Annotated in this window: 16 protein-coding genes, 2 tRNA genes and 1 pseudogene; 10 read left to right on the top strand and 9 right to left on the bottom strand. The window is 44.5% G+C overall.

From position 1 onward, the window contains the following. The first annotated feature begins 202 nt into the window (after nucleotides 1-202). A complete protein-coding gene (locus tag MSWH1_RS00310; RefSeq protein ID WP_048130128.1) occupies nucleotides 203-1,060 on the top strand; it encodes a protease inhibitor I42 family protein in 858 nt (285 codons plus the stop codon). A 111-nt stretch (nucleotides 1,061-1,171) separates the two neighbouring features. Here MSWH1_RS00310 and MSWH1_RS00305 read toward each other — a convergent pair whose 3' ends face one another. Then, nucleotides 1,172-1,390, bottom strand: coding sequence for a hypothetical protein (locus MSWH1_RS00305; RefSeq protein WP_231591849.1), 219 nt, complete (start codon nucleotides 1,388-1,390; stop codon nucleotides 1,172-1,174). A 207-nt stretch (nucleotides 1,391-1,597) separates the two neighbouring features. On the opposite strand from MSWH1_RS00305, the gene MSWH1_RS00300 reads away from it, so the two are divergent. The 3 genes from MSWH1_RS00300 to MSWH1_RS00290 all read left to right on the top strand — a co-directional run bounded on the left by MSWH1_RS00300 (nucleotide 1,598) and on the right by MSWH1_RS00290 (nucleotide 3,552). Then, a tRNA-Met gene (locus tag MSWH1_RS00300) sits at nucleotides 1,598-1,672 on the top strand. A gap of 89 nt (nucleotides 1,673-1,761) precedes the next feature. After that, nucleotides 1,762-1,836: transfer RNA gene (locus tag MSWH1_RS00295), tRNA-Met, on the top strand. Nucleotides 1,837-2,220: 384 nt separating this feature from the next. Then, nucleotides 2,221-3,552, top strand: coding sequence for a signal recognition particle protein Srp54 (locus MSWH1_RS00290; RefSeq protein WP_048125052.1), 1,332 nt, complete (start codon nucleotides 2,221-2,223; stop codon nucleotides 3,550-3,552). Nucleotides 3,553-3,999: 447 nt separating this feature from the next. On the opposite strand, the gene MSWH1_RS00285 is transcribed toward MSWH1_RS00290, so the two are convergent. After that, the gene (locus MSWH1_RS00285; protein ID WP_048125050.1) at nucleotides 4,000-4,569 is read right to left on the bottom strand and encodes a GMP synthase subunit A; all 570 of its coding nucleotides are present in this window, start codon (nucleotides 4,567-4,569) and stop codon (nucleotides 4,000-4,002) included. A 483-nt stretch (nucleotides 4,570-5,052) separates the two neighbouring features. On the opposite strand from MSWH1_RS00285, the gene MSWH1_RS00280 reads away from it, so the two are divergent. From MSWH1_RS00280 to MSWH1_RS00255, 6 genes are all read left to right on the top strand, one after another. Next, the gene (locus MSWH1_RS00280) at nucleotides 5,053-5,850 is read left to right on the top strand and encodes a 2-amino-3,7-dideoxy-D-threo-hept-6-ulosonate synthase (protein WP_048125047.1); all 798 of its coding nucleotides are present in this window, start codon (nucleotides 5,053-5,055) and stop codon (nucleotides 5,848-5,850) included. 51 nt (nucleotides 5,851-5,901) lie between these two features. Continuing rightward, a complete protein-coding gene (locus MSWH1_RS00275; protein WP_048125044.1) occupies nucleotides 5,902-7,044 on the top strand; it encodes a 3-dehydroquinate synthase II in 1,143 nt (380 codons plus the stop codon). A 50-nt stretch (nucleotides 7,045-7,094) separates the two neighbouring features. Then, the gene (gene aroD / locus MSWH1_RS00270) at nucleotides 7,095-7,835 is read left to right on the top strand and encodes a type I 3-dehydroquinate dehydratase (protein ID WP_048125042.1); all 741 of its coding nucleotides are present in this window, start codon (nucleotides 7,095-7,097) and stop codon (nucleotides 7,833-7,835) included. Then, nucleotides 7,832-8,674 carry a shikimate dehydrogenase gene (locus tag MSWH1_RS00265; protein WP_048125040.1) on the top strand — a complete coding sequence of 281 codons (843 nt, stop codon included), beginning with the start codon at nucleotides 7,832-7,834 and terminating at the stop codon, nucleotides 8,672-8,674. The genes aroD and MSWH1_RS00265 overlap by 4 nt, the downstream gene beginning before the upstream one ends. Beyond that, nucleotides 8,671-10,101 carry a prephenate dehydrogenase gene (locus MSWH1_RS00260; RefSeq protein ID WP_048125038.1) on the top strand — a complete coding sequence of 477 codons (1,431 nt, stop codon included), beginning with the start codon at nucleotides 8,671-8,673 and terminating at the stop codon, nucleotides 10,099-10,101. Before MSWH1_RS00265 ends, MSWH1_RS00260 begins: the two co-directional genes overlap by 4 nt. A 75-nt stretch (nucleotides 10,102-10,176) precedes the next feature. Next, entirely contained in the window at nucleotides 10,177-11,730 is a 1,554-nt protein-coding gene (locus MSWH1_RS00255; protein WP_048125035.1) for a HEAT repeat domain-containing protein, read from the top strand. 252 nt (nucleotides 11,731-11,982) lie between these two features. On the opposite strand, the gene MSWH1_RS00250 is transcribed toward MSWH1_RS00255, so the two are convergent. The 7 genes and pseudogenes from MSWH1_RS00250 to tnpB form a co-directional block, all read right to left on the bottom strand. Next, a complete protein-coding gene (locus MSWH1_RS00250; RefSeq protein ID WP_048125033.1) occupies nucleotides 11,983-12,810 on the bottom strand; it encodes an ABC transporter ATP-binding protein in 828 nt (275 codons plus the stop codon). Nucleotides 12,811-12,812: 2 nt separating this feature from the next. Further along, on the bottom strand, nucleotides 12,813-13,766 hold the full coding sequence (locus tag MSWH1_RS00245) for an ABC transporter ATP-binding protein (protein ID WP_048125031.1): 954 nt from the start codon (nucleotides 13,764-13,766) through the stop codon (nucleotides 12,813-12,815). Further along, the gene (locus tag MSWH1_RS00240) at nucleotides 13,766-14,590 is read right to left on the bottom strand and encodes an ABC transporter permease (RefSeq protein WP_048125029.1); all 825 of its coding nucleotides are present in this window, start codon (nucleotides 14,588-14,590) and stop codon (nucleotides 13,766-13,768) included. The genes MSWH1_RS00245 and MSWH1_RS00240 overlap by 1 nt, the downstream gene beginning before the upstream one ends. Before the next feature lie 2 nt (nucleotides 14,591-14,592). Continuing rightward, complete coding sequence (locus MSWH1_RS00235; RefSeq protein ID WP_231585522.1) at nucleotides 14,593-15,588, bottom strand: ABC transporter permease; 996 nt, start codon at nucleotides 15,586-15,588, stop codon at nucleotides 14,593-14,595. Between the two features lie 19 nt (nucleotides 15,589-15,607). Continuing rightward, nucleotides 15,608-17,359, bottom strand: coding sequence for an ABC transporter substrate-binding protein (locus MSWH1_RS00230; protein ID WP_231591848.1), 1,752 nt, complete (start codon nucleotides 17,357-17,359; stop codon nucleotides 15,608-15,610). A gap of 1 nt (nucleotide 17,360) precedes the next feature. Further along, nucleotides 17,361-17,861 (bottom strand): FmdE family protein, encoded by a 501-nt coding sequence (locus MSWH1_RS00225; RefSeq protein ID WP_048125023.1) that lies wholly within the window; start codon nucleotides 17,859-17,861, stop codon nucleotides 17,361-17,363. A gap of 329 nt (nucleotides 17,862-18,190) precedes the next feature. Further along, nucleotides 18,191-19,306, bottom strand: a pseudogene (gene tnpB / locus MSWH1_RS00220) (IS200/IS605 family element RNA-guided endonuclease TnpB). Between the last annotated feature and the right edge of the window lie 11 nt (nucleotides 19,307-19,317).

Here is a 19,317-nt window from a genome sequence, read left to right as displayed (position 1 = left end):
ACATAGATAAAAACAAAAAATGCTATAGGTACTGCTTTCAACATCCTACAATAACAGGATTTAAAAAAAATATAGATTTATTTTAAACCAAAATAATAAACTTACTGTTAAAGCTGCGAACAGAACTGAAGTTTAAGCAAAGGATAAATTCAAACAAGCTTATCCTTCCATGTATAAATTAGAAGAAGCAAGAGGGAGAAAAATGAAAAGAAGGACAAATAACAATTCTAATAGTTCTATAAAAACTGTGAGATTGACGGCAGTTCTGTTCATGATCTTTACAGTTGCTCTTTCCGGCTGTGTTGGGGATGGACAGGATAATACGGATAACCAGACAGAAAGTTCAGTAAACGAGAGTCAGAATATCAGTACTGAAGAATACACATATGGTATAGCAAACGTGGAAAATATCGAGATTCTGACTCTGGAATCTTTCCCCGTGCAGATACAGGTGATAGCAGAAGGCTACCTGCCTGACGGCTGCACTGAGATTGACAAAATAAAGCCTGAAAGGGAAGGAAACACTTTCAATATCAACATCACGACGAAGCGCCCAACAGATGCAATGTGTACCCAAGCTATAGAGAACTTTACAAAAACGATTCCTCTTGAAGTTCAGGGACTCAGCGCCGGAAACTATACTGTAAATGTAAACGGGGTAAACGGATCATTTGAGCTTGCTATTGACAATAAATTAGACGGACTGACAAGCCCTATGCCACCGAGACAGCAGATTATAACCGAAGCTAATAATGGAACAACTATAAGTCTCGAAAAAGGAGAGACTTTTTACCTGAGGCTTAAGGAAAACCCAACTACAGGCTATTCCTGGCAACTCAACCTGAGCCAGGGACTCAACCCCACCAATTTCTCTGGGACATATTATCCTCCGGAGTTGAAAGAAGGAGAACAGCCCCTTATTGGTGCTGGTGGGGTTCATCTGTGGGAAATAAAAGCCGATTCTAAGGGAAACCAGCAGGTAACAGCAATATATATAAGATCCTGGGAAAATGAAACTGGCACGGAAAATAAATTTACACTTAATGTTGAAGTAGTCTGAACTGCAGCCTCTCTTTTCATGCCTCTACTTCCTTTTTTCCCTTATCTCAAGTAAGAAAGCGAGGCATGAAAAAAATTATTTCTATCAGACGCAGCCTCTTTTCCAGCGATCTCACAGGAGCCCCAGAGCTTGTTTTAAGTCTTTGAGACAACTGTCGCAGACATGCGACGTGCCTATCTGGGTACACCCGAGTATATTTACATCTTCCTTGTGTTCTATTTCTTCCGGGTTTCCGGAATAGCTTTCACAGTAAACTCCACATTTTACTTCACAATAGGCCCCGCAAAACAAGCATCTGGTCATAGTATAATGTGGGGCTCCAGCTTTCAAATATCTTTCCCGAAAAGCCCGGTTAGCTAGCAAAACAAGAGATAAAAAAAATATAAAACGTTGGATTGAGACTGCGAAGCCTCTAAAGCAAACCATAAGTTTTCCAGATTTCCCGGAAAGATCGCAGGATCAAGCGAAAAGTATATAAGTAATCGTTAGTATGTTCAGATAGTTGTCTCAGGCAAGGTGCCTGACCAAAAACCCTGTAGCGGGGTGGGGTAGCCAGGAGATCCCGACGGGCTCATAACCCGTAGACCGATGGTTCGAATCCATCCCCCGCTATCAGAGAACGTTCAGATAATCAGAGAACTTTCAAATAACATTTTTCATGATAATTATCCTTATGGACAGAATAAATCGAAAAGCCCCGTAGCGGGGTGGGGTAGCCAGGAGATCCCGACGGGCTCATAACCCGTAGACCGATGGTTCGAATCCATCCCCCGCTATCTACAATTCTTTTAAAATTTGGTTTCGTTTTTCCATACCCAATAATTTTATATTAGCTCAGATTTTGTACCATACCTCTATTTTTTATAGGAAAAGGCGTACCTACCCAGATTAATCAATCAGATCTTGAATAATCAATCCCATATTATGTGTTCTACATACCTTTTTAAAGCGTAAGAAACTCAAAGGCTTATTAAGTAAAGATCACTTTCTTATACAGGATTGAAATAAATTTTATACAGGTTGAAATAAATTCAAAAAACCACTTTCTGATATTTGGAAAAAAATAAACGCAAGAAAAAGTAACCTTCTTTCACAGGCTAATAAACGGAACTTAAACTACCTTTTTATCCATTCTCAAAATTAAGCAGGACGATTCTCATATGGTAATGGAAAAACTCGGAGACTCCTTACAGGGGGCACTCAAGAAACTGATCGGCGCAGGGAGAATTGATGAGCGCACGGTCAACGAAGTGGTAAAGGATATTCAACGGGCTCTGCTCCAGGCCGATGTTAACGTAAAACTTGTCATGGGGATGTCCCAGAGAATCAAAGAGCGTGCAATGAAAGAAGAACCTCCTGCGGGTATGAATCCGAGGGAGCATGTAATCCGCATTGTTTACCAGGAACTGATGGAAATCATCGGGAAGGGAGCGGAGATACAGCTCAAACCCCAGACCATAATGATGGTAGGGCTGCAGGGGAGCGGAAAAACTACAAGTACTGCAAAACTTGCTCGCTACTTCCAGAGAAAGGGACTCAAAGCAGGAGTTATTGCCGCAGACACCTTCCGTCCTGGGGCTTACCACCAGCTCAAGACCCTCTGTGAAAAGCTCAATGTAGCATTTTACGGGGAAGAAGGAAACCCCGATGCCGTCGAGATTACAAGAAACGGCCTTAAAGAACTTGAAAAATACGATATAAAAATTGTAGACACTGCAGGCAGGCACGCCCTTGAAGCCGAACTGATAGAGGAAATGGAACAGATCAATGCTGTTACAAAACCCGACCACAGGTTCATGATTCTGGACGCAGGCATCGGGCAGCAGGCAAGCCAGCAAGCTCATGCTTTCAATGACTCTGTAGGGATTACAGGAGTTATCATCACAAAACTGGACGGAACAGCAAAAGGTGGTGGAGCCCTTTCAGCAGTTTCCGAAACAAAAGCTCCGATTGCTTTTATCGGAGTCGGGGAAACCCCGGAAGATTTTGAAAAATTCGAAGCTGACAGGTTCATTTCAAGGCTGCTCGGAATGGGAGACCTTAAGAGCCTGATGGAAAAAGCAGAAGAAAGCCTGAGTGAAGAAGACGTAAATGTTGAAGCCCTGATGCAGGGACGTTTCACCCTGAAGGATATGTACAAGCAGCTCGAAGCAATGAATAAGATGGGGCCTCTGAAACAGATCATGTCAATGCTCCCGATGGGCATAGGAGGAATGGGAGGCGCGAAGTTCTCAGACGAAATGTTCCAGGCTACCAGTGACAAGATGAAAAACTACAAGGTCATCATGGACTCAATGACAGAAGATGAAATGACAGACCCTAAACTCATAAGTGGTTCAAGGATCAAAAGAATCTCAAGAGGTTCAGGCTGCAGCCCGGAAGATGTAAGAGAACTTCTGAAGTACCACAAAACCATGCAGACGGCTTTGAAAGGCTTTAGAGGCGGAAAATTCAATATTCAGAAAATGATGAAGAAGAAAATGGGGATGTAATAATCCCGGGACTTTCTTCTGTCTTTCTTTTTTATACTTTTATTATCTTTGCACCTTTTTCCCGTGATTCTTAAAACTCACAGGATTTTTATATAGAATTCGGATTCTTTTAGAGAACTCTGATCCGTTTAGAGAACTCTGATCCGTTTAGAGAACTCTGATCCGTTTAAAGAACTCTGATCCGTTTAAAGAACTCTGATCCGTTTAGAGAACTCTGATCCGTTTAGAGAACTCTGATCCGTTTAGAGAACTCTGATCCGTTTAAAGAACTCTGATCCGTTTAGAGAACTCTGATCCGTTTAGAGAACTCTGATCCGTTTAGAGAACTCTGATCCGTTTAGAGAACTCTGATCCGTTTAGAGGACTCTGATCCGTTTAGAGAACTCTGTAGAGAACTCTGTAGAGAACTCTGATCCGTTTAGAGCTCTTTATAGAATTAGAGAAATGTCAGTACTGGTCACATACCTCAAAGAAATTCATCAGCAGCTCGTCTCCCTTCTTTGTGTGGGAAACCTCTGGATGCCATTGAACGCCATAAATCGGTTTTGTGGGGTGGCGCATGGCTTCAATCTCGCAGACATCTGAGCGAGCAAGATGAATAAAGCCTTCAGGAAGAATAGCAACCTCATCGGCATGGGAAGCCCATACAGTTGTTTTTGAGCCAAGTCCCCTGAGTATGTCGTCTTCTTCGAGGACCTCTATTTCAATCTCGGCATACCCGCCTTTTTTCCCTGCATGGACGTGCCCCCCGTAAGCCAGGGCAATTGCCTGGTGCCCGAGGCAGATCCCAAGAATAGGAATATCGATTTCCCGAACATAGTCAAAACAAAGGCCTGCCTTTTCCATCTCCGGCCCGCCACTCAGGATCAGCCCGTCAGGCTCTTCTGCCAGAATATCCTCTATCGGGGTTACATTGGAAATAATTTTTGTATCCATGTCAAGATCCCGGACAGCCCTGTGAATGAGGTGGCAAAATTGCCCGTAATTATTTACAACAAGGATTTTTAATTCGTTCATAGTTCCTTCCATTCCTGTTTATAAAAATGAAATGATTCTTAGCTCTGAGCTTATCCTATTAGCCTATGTTATCTTATTTTAGCCCGCGTTATCCTATTTTAATTTATGTATCTTTCTGGCTTTGCTTCAGCTCTTTCTTACTCTTCAAATCCACAGTTTTCAGACTCATGCAGCGATCTAAAAAAGAGAAGATATGCAGGGCAACCATCGCAAGCATAGTGAACTTGAACTGTCAAATACCTGTCAAATAAGAGATAACTTTAAGAACTGAACATTATAGTACATAGATGCACATATTAGTTCAATACATGTCATCTAAATCTATGGTGACTGGAAAAATTGACAAGAATCAGAGCTTGAATAAGTTTAAATATAAGATGTGTGTTAGTATGTGACATACTAGCACGCTAGAATAAATCAATTAATAAAAATCAATAAAACTTACAAATAACGTAAACCAATTCGGAATTTAGGGGAACCACGATGTCAGAAATTGGCAAAAAAATACGCATAGAAAGGCTGATGAATCGGGAGAGCAGAAACATTGTCATTATTCCTATGGATCATGGGCTCTCCGACGGACCTATTGAAGGGCTAATCAATGTTACCGATACAGTTAATAAGGTTGCCGAAGGAGGAGCAAACGCAGTTCTCATGCAGAAAGGAATGGTCAAGTACGGGCATAGAGGATATGGCCACGATATCGGGCTTGTTGTGCATATCAGTGCCTCTTCTGTTCTGAGCCCTGACCCCAACGCCAAGGTGCAGGTCTGTACCGTTGAAGAAGTGATAAAGATGGGAGCTGATGCAGTTTCCATGCATATCAACATAGGGTCTGACACAGAAACCGACCAGCTCGAAAAACTCGGAACAATCTCCAGGGACTGCACAGAATGGGGTATGCCTCTTCTTGCTATGATGTACCCCAGAGGCAAAAAGATCACAAACCCCCACGACCCTGTAAATGTGGCACATGCTGCAAGGATTGGAGCTGAACTGGGGGCTGACGTCGTAAAAACCGTATACACCGGAGATCCTGACAGTTTCAGAGACGTGGTAAGGGGCTGTCCTGTGCCTGTAGTAATTGCAGGTGGGCCGAAGACTTCAACCGACCTGGGACTTCTTGAAATGATTGACGGGGCAATGGAAGCCGGAGCAAGAGGAGCTGCAATAGGAAGAAATGTATTCCAGCACCGGGATCCTGTCAGGCTGACCAGGGCTATTTGCGAAATCGTGCACCATAGAAAACCTGTAGAAGAAGCTCTGGAACAGTTAAAGTAAAAAGGATATTGAGAAGCAAAAAAACAGAATTATGAACGGGGTTGAAAGCTTTTGAAAAAGAAAAGCGTCTGGATAAAAGCCGATGAAGGTGGATGGGAAGAACAGAAAGAGAGGATAACAACAGGCCTGGAATCCGGAGCCGACTGCATACTGGTAAACCCGGGAGAGGTGGAAAAAGTCCGGGAACTGGGAAACATTACAGTAGCAGCCTTTGCCCGCGACAACAAATCCGGAGCTGACATCGTGGTCGTGGGAAAGAGAGGAGAAGGTGACGGGACAAAACCCCTGCCCCTTGAAATACCTGGTTCTTTAGACGTTAACGCAGCAACTTTGCTCATGGATAAAGGCGTAACCGTAGGTGGATACATAATCATAAAGGATAAACATTATGAACACTTCGCAGCCGAAATGGGAAAAATCTGCGATTATCTGCTTGTTACCGGCACTGACTGGAAAGTCATCCCACTTGAAAACCTGATAGCTAACCTCCAGCGCCAGAAAGTAAAGATCATTTTCGGAGTAAAAAGTGCAGAGGAAGCAAAACTCGCCTTCCAGACTCTTGAGACAGGAGCTGATGGGGTCCTTCTTGACAGCGGGAATCCCCAGGAAATAAAAGATACGATCAAGGCTGCAAGAGAATTGGAAAGTGAAAGTGCCGAACTTGAGGCTGCGGTTATAACCAGGGTAGAACCCCTTGGAATGGGAGACCGGGTCTGCGTGGATACATGCAATCTCATGCAGCGCGGAGAAGGTATGCTCATAGGTTCGCAGGCAAGCGGGATGTTCCTGATAAACTCGGAGTCCGATGAAAGCCCTTACGTGGCAGCCCGTCCCTTCAGGGTAAATGCAGGTGCGGTTCACTCTTACATCAAAATAGGAGATAAAACTCGCTATCTTTCGGAACTCCGGACCGGGGATGCCGTAACTATTGTAGACTCAAAAGGGAAACAGCGGGAAGGCATAGTTGGCAGAGTCAAGATAGAAAGCCGCCCCCTCATGCTAATAGAAGCAAAAGCCAGAGACAGAACTTTAACTGCAATCCTGCAAAATGCCGAAACCATCAAACTGGTAGGAAAAGATGGAAGCCCCATCTCAGTTGCAAAACTCAAGAAAGGAGATGAGGTCCTGGTTCGCCTCGAGGAAGGAGCCAGGCATTTCGGCAAAAAAATTGAAGAAACGATTATAGAGAAGTGAACCAGAGAAAACTGAATAATAACCAGATTCCTTAACTCCCGGAGCAAGCAATGACGCGAATAGGCTCATTTGACCTTGAAAAAAAAGCTGCAGTTGTCGCAGTAATTCTTGAAAAGCCACTTGAAACTTCAAAAAAGGCAGCCGAAAAGGGAGCTGATATCCTTGAAATCCGGCTGGATTTGCTGGGAATAAGGAATCTGGAGAGAGCCGCAGAAATAATCCGGGAAATAAAGTCCAAAACCGGACTTCCTGTAATCGCTACCAACCGTTCCAGGGCAGAAGGAGGAAAATGGGAGGGAGCAGAGGAAGACAGAACAGAGCTTCTGATAGGGCTTCTGAAATACCCATTTTCCCTTAAAGAAGGGCTGGATGCTGTTGATATCGAACTTTCTGCCAGCCTGGAAGAAAGAGATAAGGTTATAAAAGCAGCTAAAGATCACAGAAAAACCGTAATAGTTTCTTCCCACGACTTTTCAAAAACTCCTTCTCCCCGGGAAATGAAAGCAATTCTTGAAGAGATGTTTCTTGCCGGGGCGGATATTGCCAAACTTGCAGTGATGCCTCAATTAATGGAAGATGTACTTAATCTGCTGAGAGTTACACTGGACTTCAGGAAAGAAGAAAAATCAGTATGCACCATTGCAATGGGCAAACCAGGAAAACACACAAGGGTAGTTGCCCCTCTTTACGGCTCAGTCCTGACATACGGTTCAGTAGAAGGTGATGCATCCGCAGCTCCGGGCCAACTTCCGGTAGACGAAGTAAAGAAGATAATGGAAATGCTAAAATGAAGCGAGTTTTTGGTGTATTTGGAGACCCTATAGGTCATTCCCTTTCCCCTGCCATGCATAATGCAGCGTTTTCAGCCCTTGGCATGAACTGCGTCTATCACGCTTTCAGGGTCAGGCCGGAAAACCTGGGAAAAGCGATCATGGGAGCCGAAACTATGGGATTTGGAGGGCTTAACCTGACAGTCCCATTAAAAGAAGAGGCTCTGAAACTGGACTTCATCAAGCCTGATCCCCTTGCAGAGAGAATTGGAGCAGTAAATACTGTGGTCTTCGGAAAAACAGGAGAAATCCGGGGGTACAACACTGACGGGCTGGGGGCAAGACAGGCCCTTCTGAACTCTGCAGTGGAAATGGAGGGGTCCAGAGTGGTGGTTGTGGGAGCAGGAGGAGCAGCAAGGGCGGTTTCTTTCCAGCTTGCAGCCGACGGCGCAGAAATCACCGTAATAAACCGGACAGAAGAAAGAGCAGTAGAACTTGCAAAAGATGTGTCGTCTGCAGTTCTTCCAGGAAAAATAAGCGGGACAGGGCTTTCAGGGCTAAAAGAACTGTTGCGGGATGCAGATGTCCTGATCAATACCACAACTCTCGGGATGCACCCAAACACAGATGCAACTATTGCAACAGCAGAAGAACTTCACAGCAACCTTACTGTTTTTGACATCGTCTATAACCCGCTTGAGACCAGGCTTTTAAAGGAAGCAAAGGTTGCAGGAGCAAAAACCGTTAGCGGAGTTTTAATGCTCGTCTATCAAGGAGCCGAAGCTTTCAAACTCTGGACCGGAGTTGAACCTCCAGTGGAACTCATGAAAAAAACTGTACTGGAGGTTCTGCAGGCTTGAACACGAACCCTGAGAAACAGAGTTCCGGAAAAACAAAGGTTCTGATCCTTGGCGGAACCGGAGAGATGGGGCAGTGGTTCACTCATTTTTTTAAAGAAAGGGGCTATGAGGTTACGGTCTGGGGAAAAGGAGGCAAGGTGGAAGTTGCCAGAAAACTGGATGTACCTTTTGCTTCGGACCTTGAGGCAACTATCCCTGAAAATGATATAGTAATAGTATCCGTTCCAATCAACGCCACCGAAAAAACTATTGAAGAAGTTGCCCCGAAGATGAAAGCAGGCAGCCTCCTTATGGATTTTACCTCCACCAAGGTAAAACCTGTTGAAGCCATGCAGAGATTTGCACCTGCCGGGGTTGAGATTCTTGGAACGCACCCTATGTTCGGCCCCACAATTCCCACCATCCGGGGGCAAACCGTAATCCTTGTTCCGATAAAGGAGCGCTCAGAAAAATGGTTTCCGGTAATCAGGCAGCTTTTTGAGGAAAGCGGCGCACATGTTGAAATCACGACTGCAGCCGAACACGACTGGCTGGTCTCCGTAGTACAGGGGCTTACTCATTTTGCTTATATCGCCATAGGGACGACCATTGACAGGCTTGATTTCGATATAAAGAAATCCAGGAAATTCGTAAGTCCGGTTTACAGCATAATGCTTGACTTTGTAGGCAGGATCCTTGGCCAGAACCCCTACCTCTATGCCCTGATCCAAATGGAAAACCCGGGTGTACCGAAAGTGCATGAAGCATTTATAAAGGAATGTGAGGAACTTTCCAGACTTGTGAAGGCTCATGATGAGGAGGGTTTTGTAAGGAAAATGAAAGCTGCTGCCCGAAAATATGATGATACAACCCATGCCCTGCGAAGGTCGGATAAGCTGATTAACTCCAGAATAGCCGAATATGAGACTATCCTGAACTCTGTCGGAAAAATCTGCGGCTTTTCTCACTTTTATTCCGGAAAGGTCCACATCGGTACACTGGAAAAGGTTGGTCCCAATGAGGTAATTCTTACAAAACTTGCCTCAAAAGGCACCGCTCCTCATATAAAGAACAAATTCATAAAACTTAAGCTTGAAAACCTTCGCCTCCTTTCAGAATCCGAATTGAGAGAGTGGAGAAAAGAAAACCTGAAGCATGCGATCAGGGATATTTCAGTCCTTATCCCCGAAGGCGCCGATCCTGAAGTTATCCTGGGAGCTGTAAGCACAAACAAACATCTTGTAGCCTGTCAAATCAGTGACATTTACAATGGGACCGAGGGGAAAGAAGTTGAAAAAGAGGGAAAAGAGACAGAAAGGCTCGGAGTGACCTACAGGATAACTATTTTTGGAGACTTTAATGCAGATTCTGTCGAAACTGGGGTAACAGCCCTTCTATGCGGACTTGGGTGTCGGATAAGGGGGAAAAACCTGAAATTTACGATATGAAAGAACCTTTCGCTTGAGTTATGCCTTACAAGCAGAGAAACCGATATAAACAATAAAAAAATAATACCAAACATAATGTCCCAGGTCAAATGGAAAATTTCTCTTTTATTTGCACTTATCACTCTTGCTATATTTTTTTCACTCCTTTTAAGCGGTGATAAGTTTACGGAAAACAGTGGATATAAAACAAACACCACAACAGTAGCTGGAGTTTCAAGCGAAAATCAGATCATAAATCTCATGAATAGGCTGGAAACTGGCGACCGTGAAACAGGATTAAATGCTGCAGCCGAACTTGGGGAACTCGGAGGGTCTGCAGCAGATGCTCTTCTTGAAAAGATTGAGGAAGGAAATTCGAGTTCGGGGGAAATAAATAGTTACATGCTTCTCGCACTTCTTGAAACCGGAGATAAAAGAGCGGAAAATGTTCTTTCAAGCAACCTTGAAAATTCAAGCAACCTTAAAAAAAAAGAGGCTTCAAGTGAGGATGCAGCCGAAAATACCGTCAACGGACAGAGAGAAGTTTCAGAAGATGTTTTACAAGCTATAGAAGCAAAAGATAAAGCCATGAGACAGTCTCTTGCAAAGTCCCTTAATATGGAATATGACAATGAAACAGATGTTCTTGAAGAAGCCCTCAATGCCGAAGAACAGAATTCAACTCTCTATACTTCCTTTGCAATTTCAAAGTTCGGATCTGGAGAAAATGGAAATGAAACCGAAACACTTCTCCAAGCCCTTAAAAGTGAAAATGGATACGTGAGAGTTGCAGCCGCAATGGCTCTTGGAGAAAAAAAAGAAAAAGCTGCAATAGATCCCTTACTGGTGATCCTGCTTCGAGATTACCCTCTGGCAAAATACAGTGCAGTTATAGCACTGGGGGAAATCGGAGACGAGAGGGCGGCAGCTACCCTGATGACAGAAATGAAAAATAACGGGAAAGATTACATCAGGAGCAGCTCTGCAGTCGCTCTTGGGAAAATAAGAGCAGGAGAAGCCGTACCCTATCTTATCGAAAGGCTGAGAGACACGAGAGCTACGGTAAGGAGCAATGCAGCCCTCACACTTGGTAGAATGGGAGACAAATCTGCGGTGATACCCCTGATAGATGTGCTGGAAAGCGGAAAAGAAACCGAAGGCAGAAGAAAAGATAACATTAATACGCTTGCAGATGTCCGAAAAAGCGTCGTCCTTGCCCTTGGAGCAATAGGAGGCGAGGAAGCTACGGAAGCATTAATCGGCGTGCTGAAAGATGATGAGGAAGCCCTTGAAGTCAGGGTTGCAGCAGCCTCAGCTCTTGGAAATATAGGAAGCCCCGAAGCTGTAAGTACCCTTAGGGCGGTATTTGACAACCAGAGTATGAATATGGGCGTCAGAAACGGAGCCTTCCTTGCTCTTGGCAAAACCGAAAACCAGGAAGCTGCAGGATTTGTTGTAGAAAAACTGGGAGATAAAGACTTTGGAGTTAGCGCCAGAGAAGCCCTTATAGATATGGGAGAACCGGCAGTTGATCCTCTTATAGAAAACCTGAAAACGGAAGACCGGAAAGTCAAGGATGAAACCGCCCTAATTCTTATTGAAATCGGGGATCCGAGAGCAGTTGAACCCCTTATTCTAGCTTATCAGTGAATCCGGAAGTTCCGAAAAAATATAGAAAAAACGGCTGAAAAAGCCGCATTCCTTTTTATTCCTATAGTCTGTTATTCCGGAATTCCTTTTTATTCCTATAGTCTGTTATTCCGGCACTTTTTTATTCCTATAGTATGTTATTCCGGCACTTTTTTATTCCTATAGTATGTTATTCCGGCACTTTTTTATTCCTATAGTATGTTATTCCGGCACTTTTTTATCCCCGAATTCTGTTATCCCGATTTTATTCCATCAACAGATCTGTTTGATTGCCAGCTCAGCCTTACGTTTTTTATTTTCGGAGAATATGAAATCTGCTCCTGCCGCCGAGAGCAATGAACTGGTATAGAGGTTCTGACATTCGACTATTACCTGCTTTCGAGAACCGTATTCAACTATCTTCCCAGAATTCATCACGGCAATATTATTGCATATATAAGCAGCGGCAGCGATGTCATGGGTGATGAAAATGAATGTAATTCCTAATTTTTCGTTCATTTCAAGGATCAGGTTAAGGATATCGACACCTATGGAAGCATCAAGCATGGAAATAGGCTCGTCGGCTATTATCAGGTCAGGGCTGGTAATTATCGCCCTGGAAATTGCCACACGCTGGCGCTGCCCGCCGCTGAGGGAACGCGGATACTTATGAAGGTACTCGTCAACAGGTGTCAGACCCACGGCTTCAAGGACGCTGCGTACTTTATCAGCATTACACGGACTTTTGTGCTTTATGAGATATGGTTCAGCCACAATATCTTCGATGGTCATCATGTGGCTCAGGGAATCATAGGGGTCCTGGAAAATCACCTGGACTTCAGGTTTCCTTAATCCACCGTTCCCATCTTTCATGTCGGCAAAGGATATGACTCCTGATGTTGGTTTCAGGAGACCCAGTATTAATTTAGCCAGGGTGGTCTTGCCGCTTCCGCTTTCTCCTATGATTCCAAGTATCTTGTTTTTTTCCACGGAAAGAGACACACCATCAAGAGCGGTGACAGATGAACTGCCTTTGAATAACCTTTTACTCCTGAACTCCTTTGTGACATTGGCAACCCTGACAAGTTCATTTTCGTTCATTTTCATCCCTCAAAGTGAAATAAGTGACATGACACTCTGGCACTGCCAGTACATTCAGGAGGTTTTTTCTCCCTGCAAAGTTCGGAACCCTTTTCACATCTCTCCAGAAATTCACATCCCTGATACACTTTCAGGGTAGACGGAGGCCTGCCGGGTATACCTTTCACCCTTACAGGTTCGACCATAAGGGGCAATCTCGAACTTAACAATTTTTGTGTATACGGATGGAGCGGCCTCCTCAGGATCTCTTCTTTCGTGCCCACTTCCACGATTCTCCCCGCATACATTATGTAAATCCGGTCACAAATTCTGGAAATCGTGTGCAAGTCATGGGAAATCACAAGCAAGGAAGTATCTTTTTCCCTGACCATATTCTTCAGAAGATCTATGATTTGCAACTGTATCATTGCATCAAGAGCAGTGGTGGGTTCATCGGCAATGATCAGCTCGGGAGAGAGAAGCATGGAAAGAGCAATCATGAGCCTCTGGCGCTGTCCCCCGCTGAATTCATAGGGGAAAGCGTTCATTCTTCCGGGATCTATGGACACAAGGGAAAGCATATTGCGGCTGAGAGCAAGCATTTCTTTTTCAGGCATGTCCACATGAGCCCTGATAGTCTCCAGAAACTGTTTCTTAACACGGACAAGCGGGTTGAGCGCATTCATGGAAGCCTGGGGTATAAATCCTATATGCCTGCCCCTGAGCTCCCGCATTCTTTCCCTGTTGAGTTTCTGAAGATCCTCACCCATGAAGCGAATCTGCCCTGACATGTCCCGATTCCGGGTATTTATATCAAGGACACTCATAGCAAGCGTTGATTTCCCGCAGCCTGACTCCCCTATCAGGCCCACGATTTCTCCCCTTTCAATATGGAGGTTTACGTTTTTCAACACATGGTGAGTCCCCATTCGGGTAGTAAAATCAACTGTAAGTCCTTCAATATCAAGCACAGGCATCAATAATCACCTTCCAGAGACTGGCCCAGAAGCACAAATCCAAGTACAAGCAGTGTTATGCACATCCCTGCAGGCAGCAGCCACCACATCCACGCATCCGTGAAAAATATCATAGGATAGGCTATTGCGTATTTTATCATGGTCCCCCAGCTAGGGTAAGAAGGGTCTCCAAGCCCCAGGAAAGCAAGCCCTGACTCCGACAGAATAGCACGGATGGACTGCATTACAATGGAGGTGACCATGATGGGATACAGGTCCGGCACAATATGTTTCCTGACCACATACCAGGGTCCTGCCCCGGATACCCTGGCAAAATCCACATGTCCGGATACCCTGAGGGATCGGGTCTGGGCCCTTGTGACCCTTGCCCCTACGGGCCATCCCATAATGATCAGGATGAAAATAATATTCCAGATGTTCGGCCTCAGGTATGCTGCAAGGATGAGGATGAGGGGAAGGTCCGGGATCATAAGGAAAATGTCAACACCTCTCATCAGGACTCTGTCAAATGTTCCCCCTACATAGCCTGAAAATACCCCTCCGAGGGTACCTATTACCAGCACCCCGAAAGATACGACAAAAGCGACCGTAAGTGAAGTCCTTGAGCCATACAGGAGCTCCGTGAAGATGTCCCTTCCCACATCATCGGTACCAAGCGGATGATCAATATCCGGAGGAAGTAAAGGCTGGCTTGAGATGTCAGAGGGTCCGTAAGGAGCCAGAAGAGGGGCTGCTGCAGCTATTACAATGAAAAAAACCAGAATTGTAAGACCTGCGATTCCCTTTGGAGTTTTTAACCGCTGTGAGACAGTCCTTTCGTGCATGTTCACTCCTGCCCGGCCCTGCCATCAATGTATGTACATACAATATCAGCTGCATAGTTGCATGTCAGCACAAAGAGAGCAATAAAAACAAAAGCCCCCTGAAGGACAGGATAATCCCTTTCGATAAAGGCGTTATAGACAAGAAGCCCCATTCCGGGATATGAGAATACAGTCTCCACGAATAAGGCCCCCCCTATCATAAATCCGAGCATTGCGGCTACCTGGTTCACCACGGGCCCGATGGAATTGAGAAGTATGTGCCTCTTAACATGGCTGTCCTTCAGACCCCTTGCGATATCCATCAGGACATAGGGACTTTCAAGCTGCTGGGAACAGACATTTCTTACGAGCAGGTATGTGCCAGGCATTTCAAAAGCCGAAAGGCATACCAGTGGAAGTACCAGGTGGGAAGCAACATCTTTTACCATGGAAGAAAAGCCCTGATAATCCATATACGGGGTCAGAGCTCCAGAAACCGGGAACATGCCCATCCTGTACCCAAAAAGGAAGATGAGGATAGACCCTAAGAAGAATACCGGAACGGACCGGAACAAAGGTATTCCGATAAGCAACAAGTTATCCAGCCTTTTTCCCCGGTTCCAGGAAGATTCAAGTCCGAGCAAAATCCCCAGCACTGTTGACAGCAGCAGTGCAGTCCCCATAAGGAGCAGGGTCCAGGGTAACCTGCCAGAGATTACATCGACCACAGGCACATTGTAGAATATCGAATAACCAAAATCCAGATGTGCTGCATCTATCAGGTAGTGAACAAACTGCAGGTGCAGGGGATCGTTTAAGTGATAGTAGTCCATCAACTTTAATTTTGTCTCCTCATCGATGACCACCGGTAAGTCGGCATTCTGGCTTCCAAGCACACTTAAGAGAGGCCCCCCGGGCATAAAGCGAGGCAGAAAAAAATTGACAGCAAGGATCAAAAAAAATGTGAGGGCATACTCAAACCCTCTTGAGAATATGTGGCCCCACTGAACTCTGTCCAACAATCACAACACCTGTTCATTACCTTTTTAGTCTGTACAGCATAAAAACAGCTGCAAATGCCATCAATGCAGTCAGGATACCAGGAGCATCCATCGAAGGACTATCCACTGAACTGACAGGATTGTTCCCGGCAGAAGCAGTACCCTGACCGTTCCACTTTCCATAGATGAAAACCAGTTTGTTGTATTCCGTGGGGACTCCTCCACCCATACCTCCGGGGGTGTAGAAAAAGCCATCAAACTTTTCCTGGTTACAGGCACTGTAAACGTTCTTGTAGAGGAGGGGGATAGTCGGCACACTATCCGCAATCAAAACCTGCATCCGGTCGACAAGCTCCCTGCGTTCTTCTTCATCCAGGGTGCTCATCTGCTGGTTTGCCAGGGATACGAATTCGATGTTATTCCAACCCGTAGATGTCGTGAAAGAATTCAACATCCTCGCAGGGTCTGTCGAGGTGCCATGGGAATAGATAGCCAGGTCAAAGTTGCCTGCATTTACCAGACCATCCACAGTTTTCGTGTCCCCAGGCTTAAGGACCACCCCAATGCCCACGTCCTTCAGATAACTCTGGACAAGTTCTGCAATCCTCTGGTTCTGCTGGTCTGAGGCATACAGTAACTGGAACTCAAGCTTTTCTCCATCCGGGGTAAGCCTTATCCCGTCCGAACCCACTTCATCATATCCTGCCTCATCAAGGATCTTACCGGCAGCTTCAGGGTCATATGCGTACTGTGTTACATTCGGGTTATACCAGCTTGAGTAGGGAGGCACATATCCCGGATTGCCTGCAATGCCTCCTCCGTGAAGTACCTTATTCTGGATTTCTTCACAGTCAAGGGAATGGTAAATTGCTTTTCTGATCTCGGTATTTTCAAGAATGGAATTTGCAGGGATGTTGAACCTCAGCCTGTAAACCCAATATCCTGGACCTTCGATTACTTTCATATCCTCCAAATCGTTCAGGGCCTGAACCTGGTCCAGGGTAAGGCTGGCTTCGTCTACGTCCCCTACCTTAAGGGAAATTACAGGGTCAGTGGATTTCACAAAAATAAGAGTATCAATAACCGGCTTTTCAAGGAAATAGTTCTCATTTGCAGAATATTTGTAAGACTGCTGATCCTTGTTATAGTCTTCAAGGATGAAAGGCCCTGTGCCAACGGCAGCTTTATCTTCCATGTATCTTGTCGGGTCAGAGACATCTTTCCAGATGTGTTCCGGCATGATAGGAATTACAGCAGCTACCTGCTGCATGAAAGGCGCATATGGCTGGTTGAGCTTTATCCGGACTGTATAGTCATCCGGGGCTTCCACACTTTCAATGACTGCCGTATTATACCAGCCTGCTCCAATCGGGCTTATTACTGCTTTTCCTTGAATGTAATCGTATGTGAAGGTTACATCATCTGCCGTAAACGGTTCTCCGTCGTGCCATGTCACATTTTCCCGCAGGTAAAAAGTCCAGGTAAGCCCGTCAGGCGAGTTCTCCCAGGAACTGGCAAGAAGCCCTGTGAAGTTCCCTGTTTCATCAGGCCAGACCAGCGAGTCAAAACAGAAACTCGTCATTACATAACCCGGTCCCCTAGGATAAAAGGTAAGGGGGGAAGGAAAACCCCAGTCACCTCCACTTGCACCCCAGGTTGCTTTGAGAACCCTGGCACTTTCCTCACCGGAATTTTCTGCAGCTGCAGCTGAGGAAAGGAAAAGCGGAACGAATACGAAACTAATGATAAAGAAGGATAAGAGAATCGAAAATACCCTACCAATCTTCATTTTACCATCCTCTGGTATATTCCTCATAACAGGATGTGCAGAATATCTCTCCATTCTCCATTCTGGCACGGGACTCTGCAAACATTTCCCCGCATTTTGAGCACTTTACCGAATTGAAGATCCTGGCTTTTCGGGGAATTTCCACGTTCACATGTTTTATGTCGAATATTTCTTCAGCCGGCATTTCTCTCATGTACTCCGAGACACAATTCATCTGTGTTCCGAAGTCCAGGGTTTCGGCTTCAGTAGCTGTGCCTGACATTACTCTGGGACAAAACTCGCTTAACTCAGGGTCAAGGTTCTCAATGTTAAACTCGGATTTCAGTACAAATCTGACGGCTTTGCCGCCGCCTCTGCATATAAAAGTGAAAGCCTGTTTCCCGTAATCCCTGTAGGTCAGCCCCGGACACACATGCCCATGGAACTTTGAAACCTCGGAAAAGAGAGCTATTTGATTTACCCCTGTGTTTTCGTGCGAACATTCTCCAGCCATTTTGATCATGAATATTTACTTTTGTAATACTTATTATATTTTCCTAAATAATTATTATCAGCAATTAATAAAAGAATCAACCATATTAAAATTCCAGCTATATAATGATCCCTTAACCGGCATAATTTACCGGAAAAAGCTCTTGAAAAGTAAATTCAAGGTTTCAGGAAGGGAATAGATCCCGAATCAGAAAGAGAATTCCAAGAAAAAAGAAGTATTTTCAGAGTTTGACGACTGCATGTGAACTACCACTCAGCTAAAGACTGAGTGGCTTCTTGGTTCATTCCTCCCTCTATTGAGGGCAAGTCCCCAAGCTCATCCCCGTAGTCCCTACGGTGTCATAATCCAATTAGATTCTGATCTATGAGAGCGAATTTTTTGATATTAATAGCGGCATTAATGTCTCTATGGTGTTTGGTTTTACAGTCTGGACAAATCCATTCTCTGTCTTTTAGCTGAAGCTCTTTATTGTGGTATCCACACACACTACATAGCTTAGAAGAGGGTTCAAATTGTCCTATTCTCAGGACGGTTTTTCCAAACCATTGAGCCTTATATTCCAACTTTGTTACAAAACTACTCCACGCAGAATCACTTATAGCCTGTGCTAAGTGATGATTCTTAACCATGCCTTTAACATTTAGAGTTTCCAGAGCTACAGCTTGGTTTTCGCTAACAAGTCTAAAAGAGAGTTTGTTCTGGAAGTCATTTCTCTGATTTGTTATTTTGTCATGCAGTACAGCAAGTCTTCGTTTAGCTTTTGCCCTGTTCTTAGAGCCTTTCTGTTTCCTTGAGACTCTTTTCTGTAATACTTTGAGCCTTTTAAGAGAGTTTTTCAAGTACTTTGGATTCTCAACCTTTTCTCCTGTTGAAAGGACAGCAAAGTCTTTGATACCTACATCAATTCCTACTGTTGTTGATTCTGTGAAAGTTTCCTTTACTGGAAGTTCTTTTCCATCTTCAACAAGGATACTGATATAGTAATGTCCTTTACATGTCTTGATACCGTAGCCGTTTTAGGCTCTCCTTCAAACTTTCTGTGAAGAACTGCTTTAATTGGTTCTATTTTAAGGAAGCTTGATAGTATTTATTTTCAAAGTTTACCAGGTGTAGTGTTGAGGTACAGGGAAAGACTGTATCGGATTCTTTTTTTGATTTGAACTTTGGAAACCCTGGTTTTCTCTCTAAAGAATCTTAGTGAAAGCGGATTCAACTGCTTAGTCATCCCTGTAATGATTGAGAGTTAACTCTCCTAACCACTCATTAGAAGCCTTTAGAGTAGGAATTAATTTGTTTAAGTCAAATCTGAAAATTGATTCCCCTGTCTGCTCATAAGTTTTAATTTTCTGGTCAAGTGCCCAATTATAGACAAATCTACAGCTACCTATATGCTGATTCAATTGAATAGCTTGTGTAGTTGTAGGATAGAGTCTAAATTTGAACGTTTGCATCATACAAAGGCATT

It is taken from the genome of Methanosarcina sp. WH1 (genome assembly GCF_000970005.1).
GTDB lineage: Archaea > Halobacteriota > Methanosarcinia > Methanosarcinales > Methanosarcinaceae > Methanosarcina.
The sequence above is the reverse complement of the archived record's forward strand: the minus strand, read 5'-3'. Positions and strand labels throughout refer to the sequence as shown.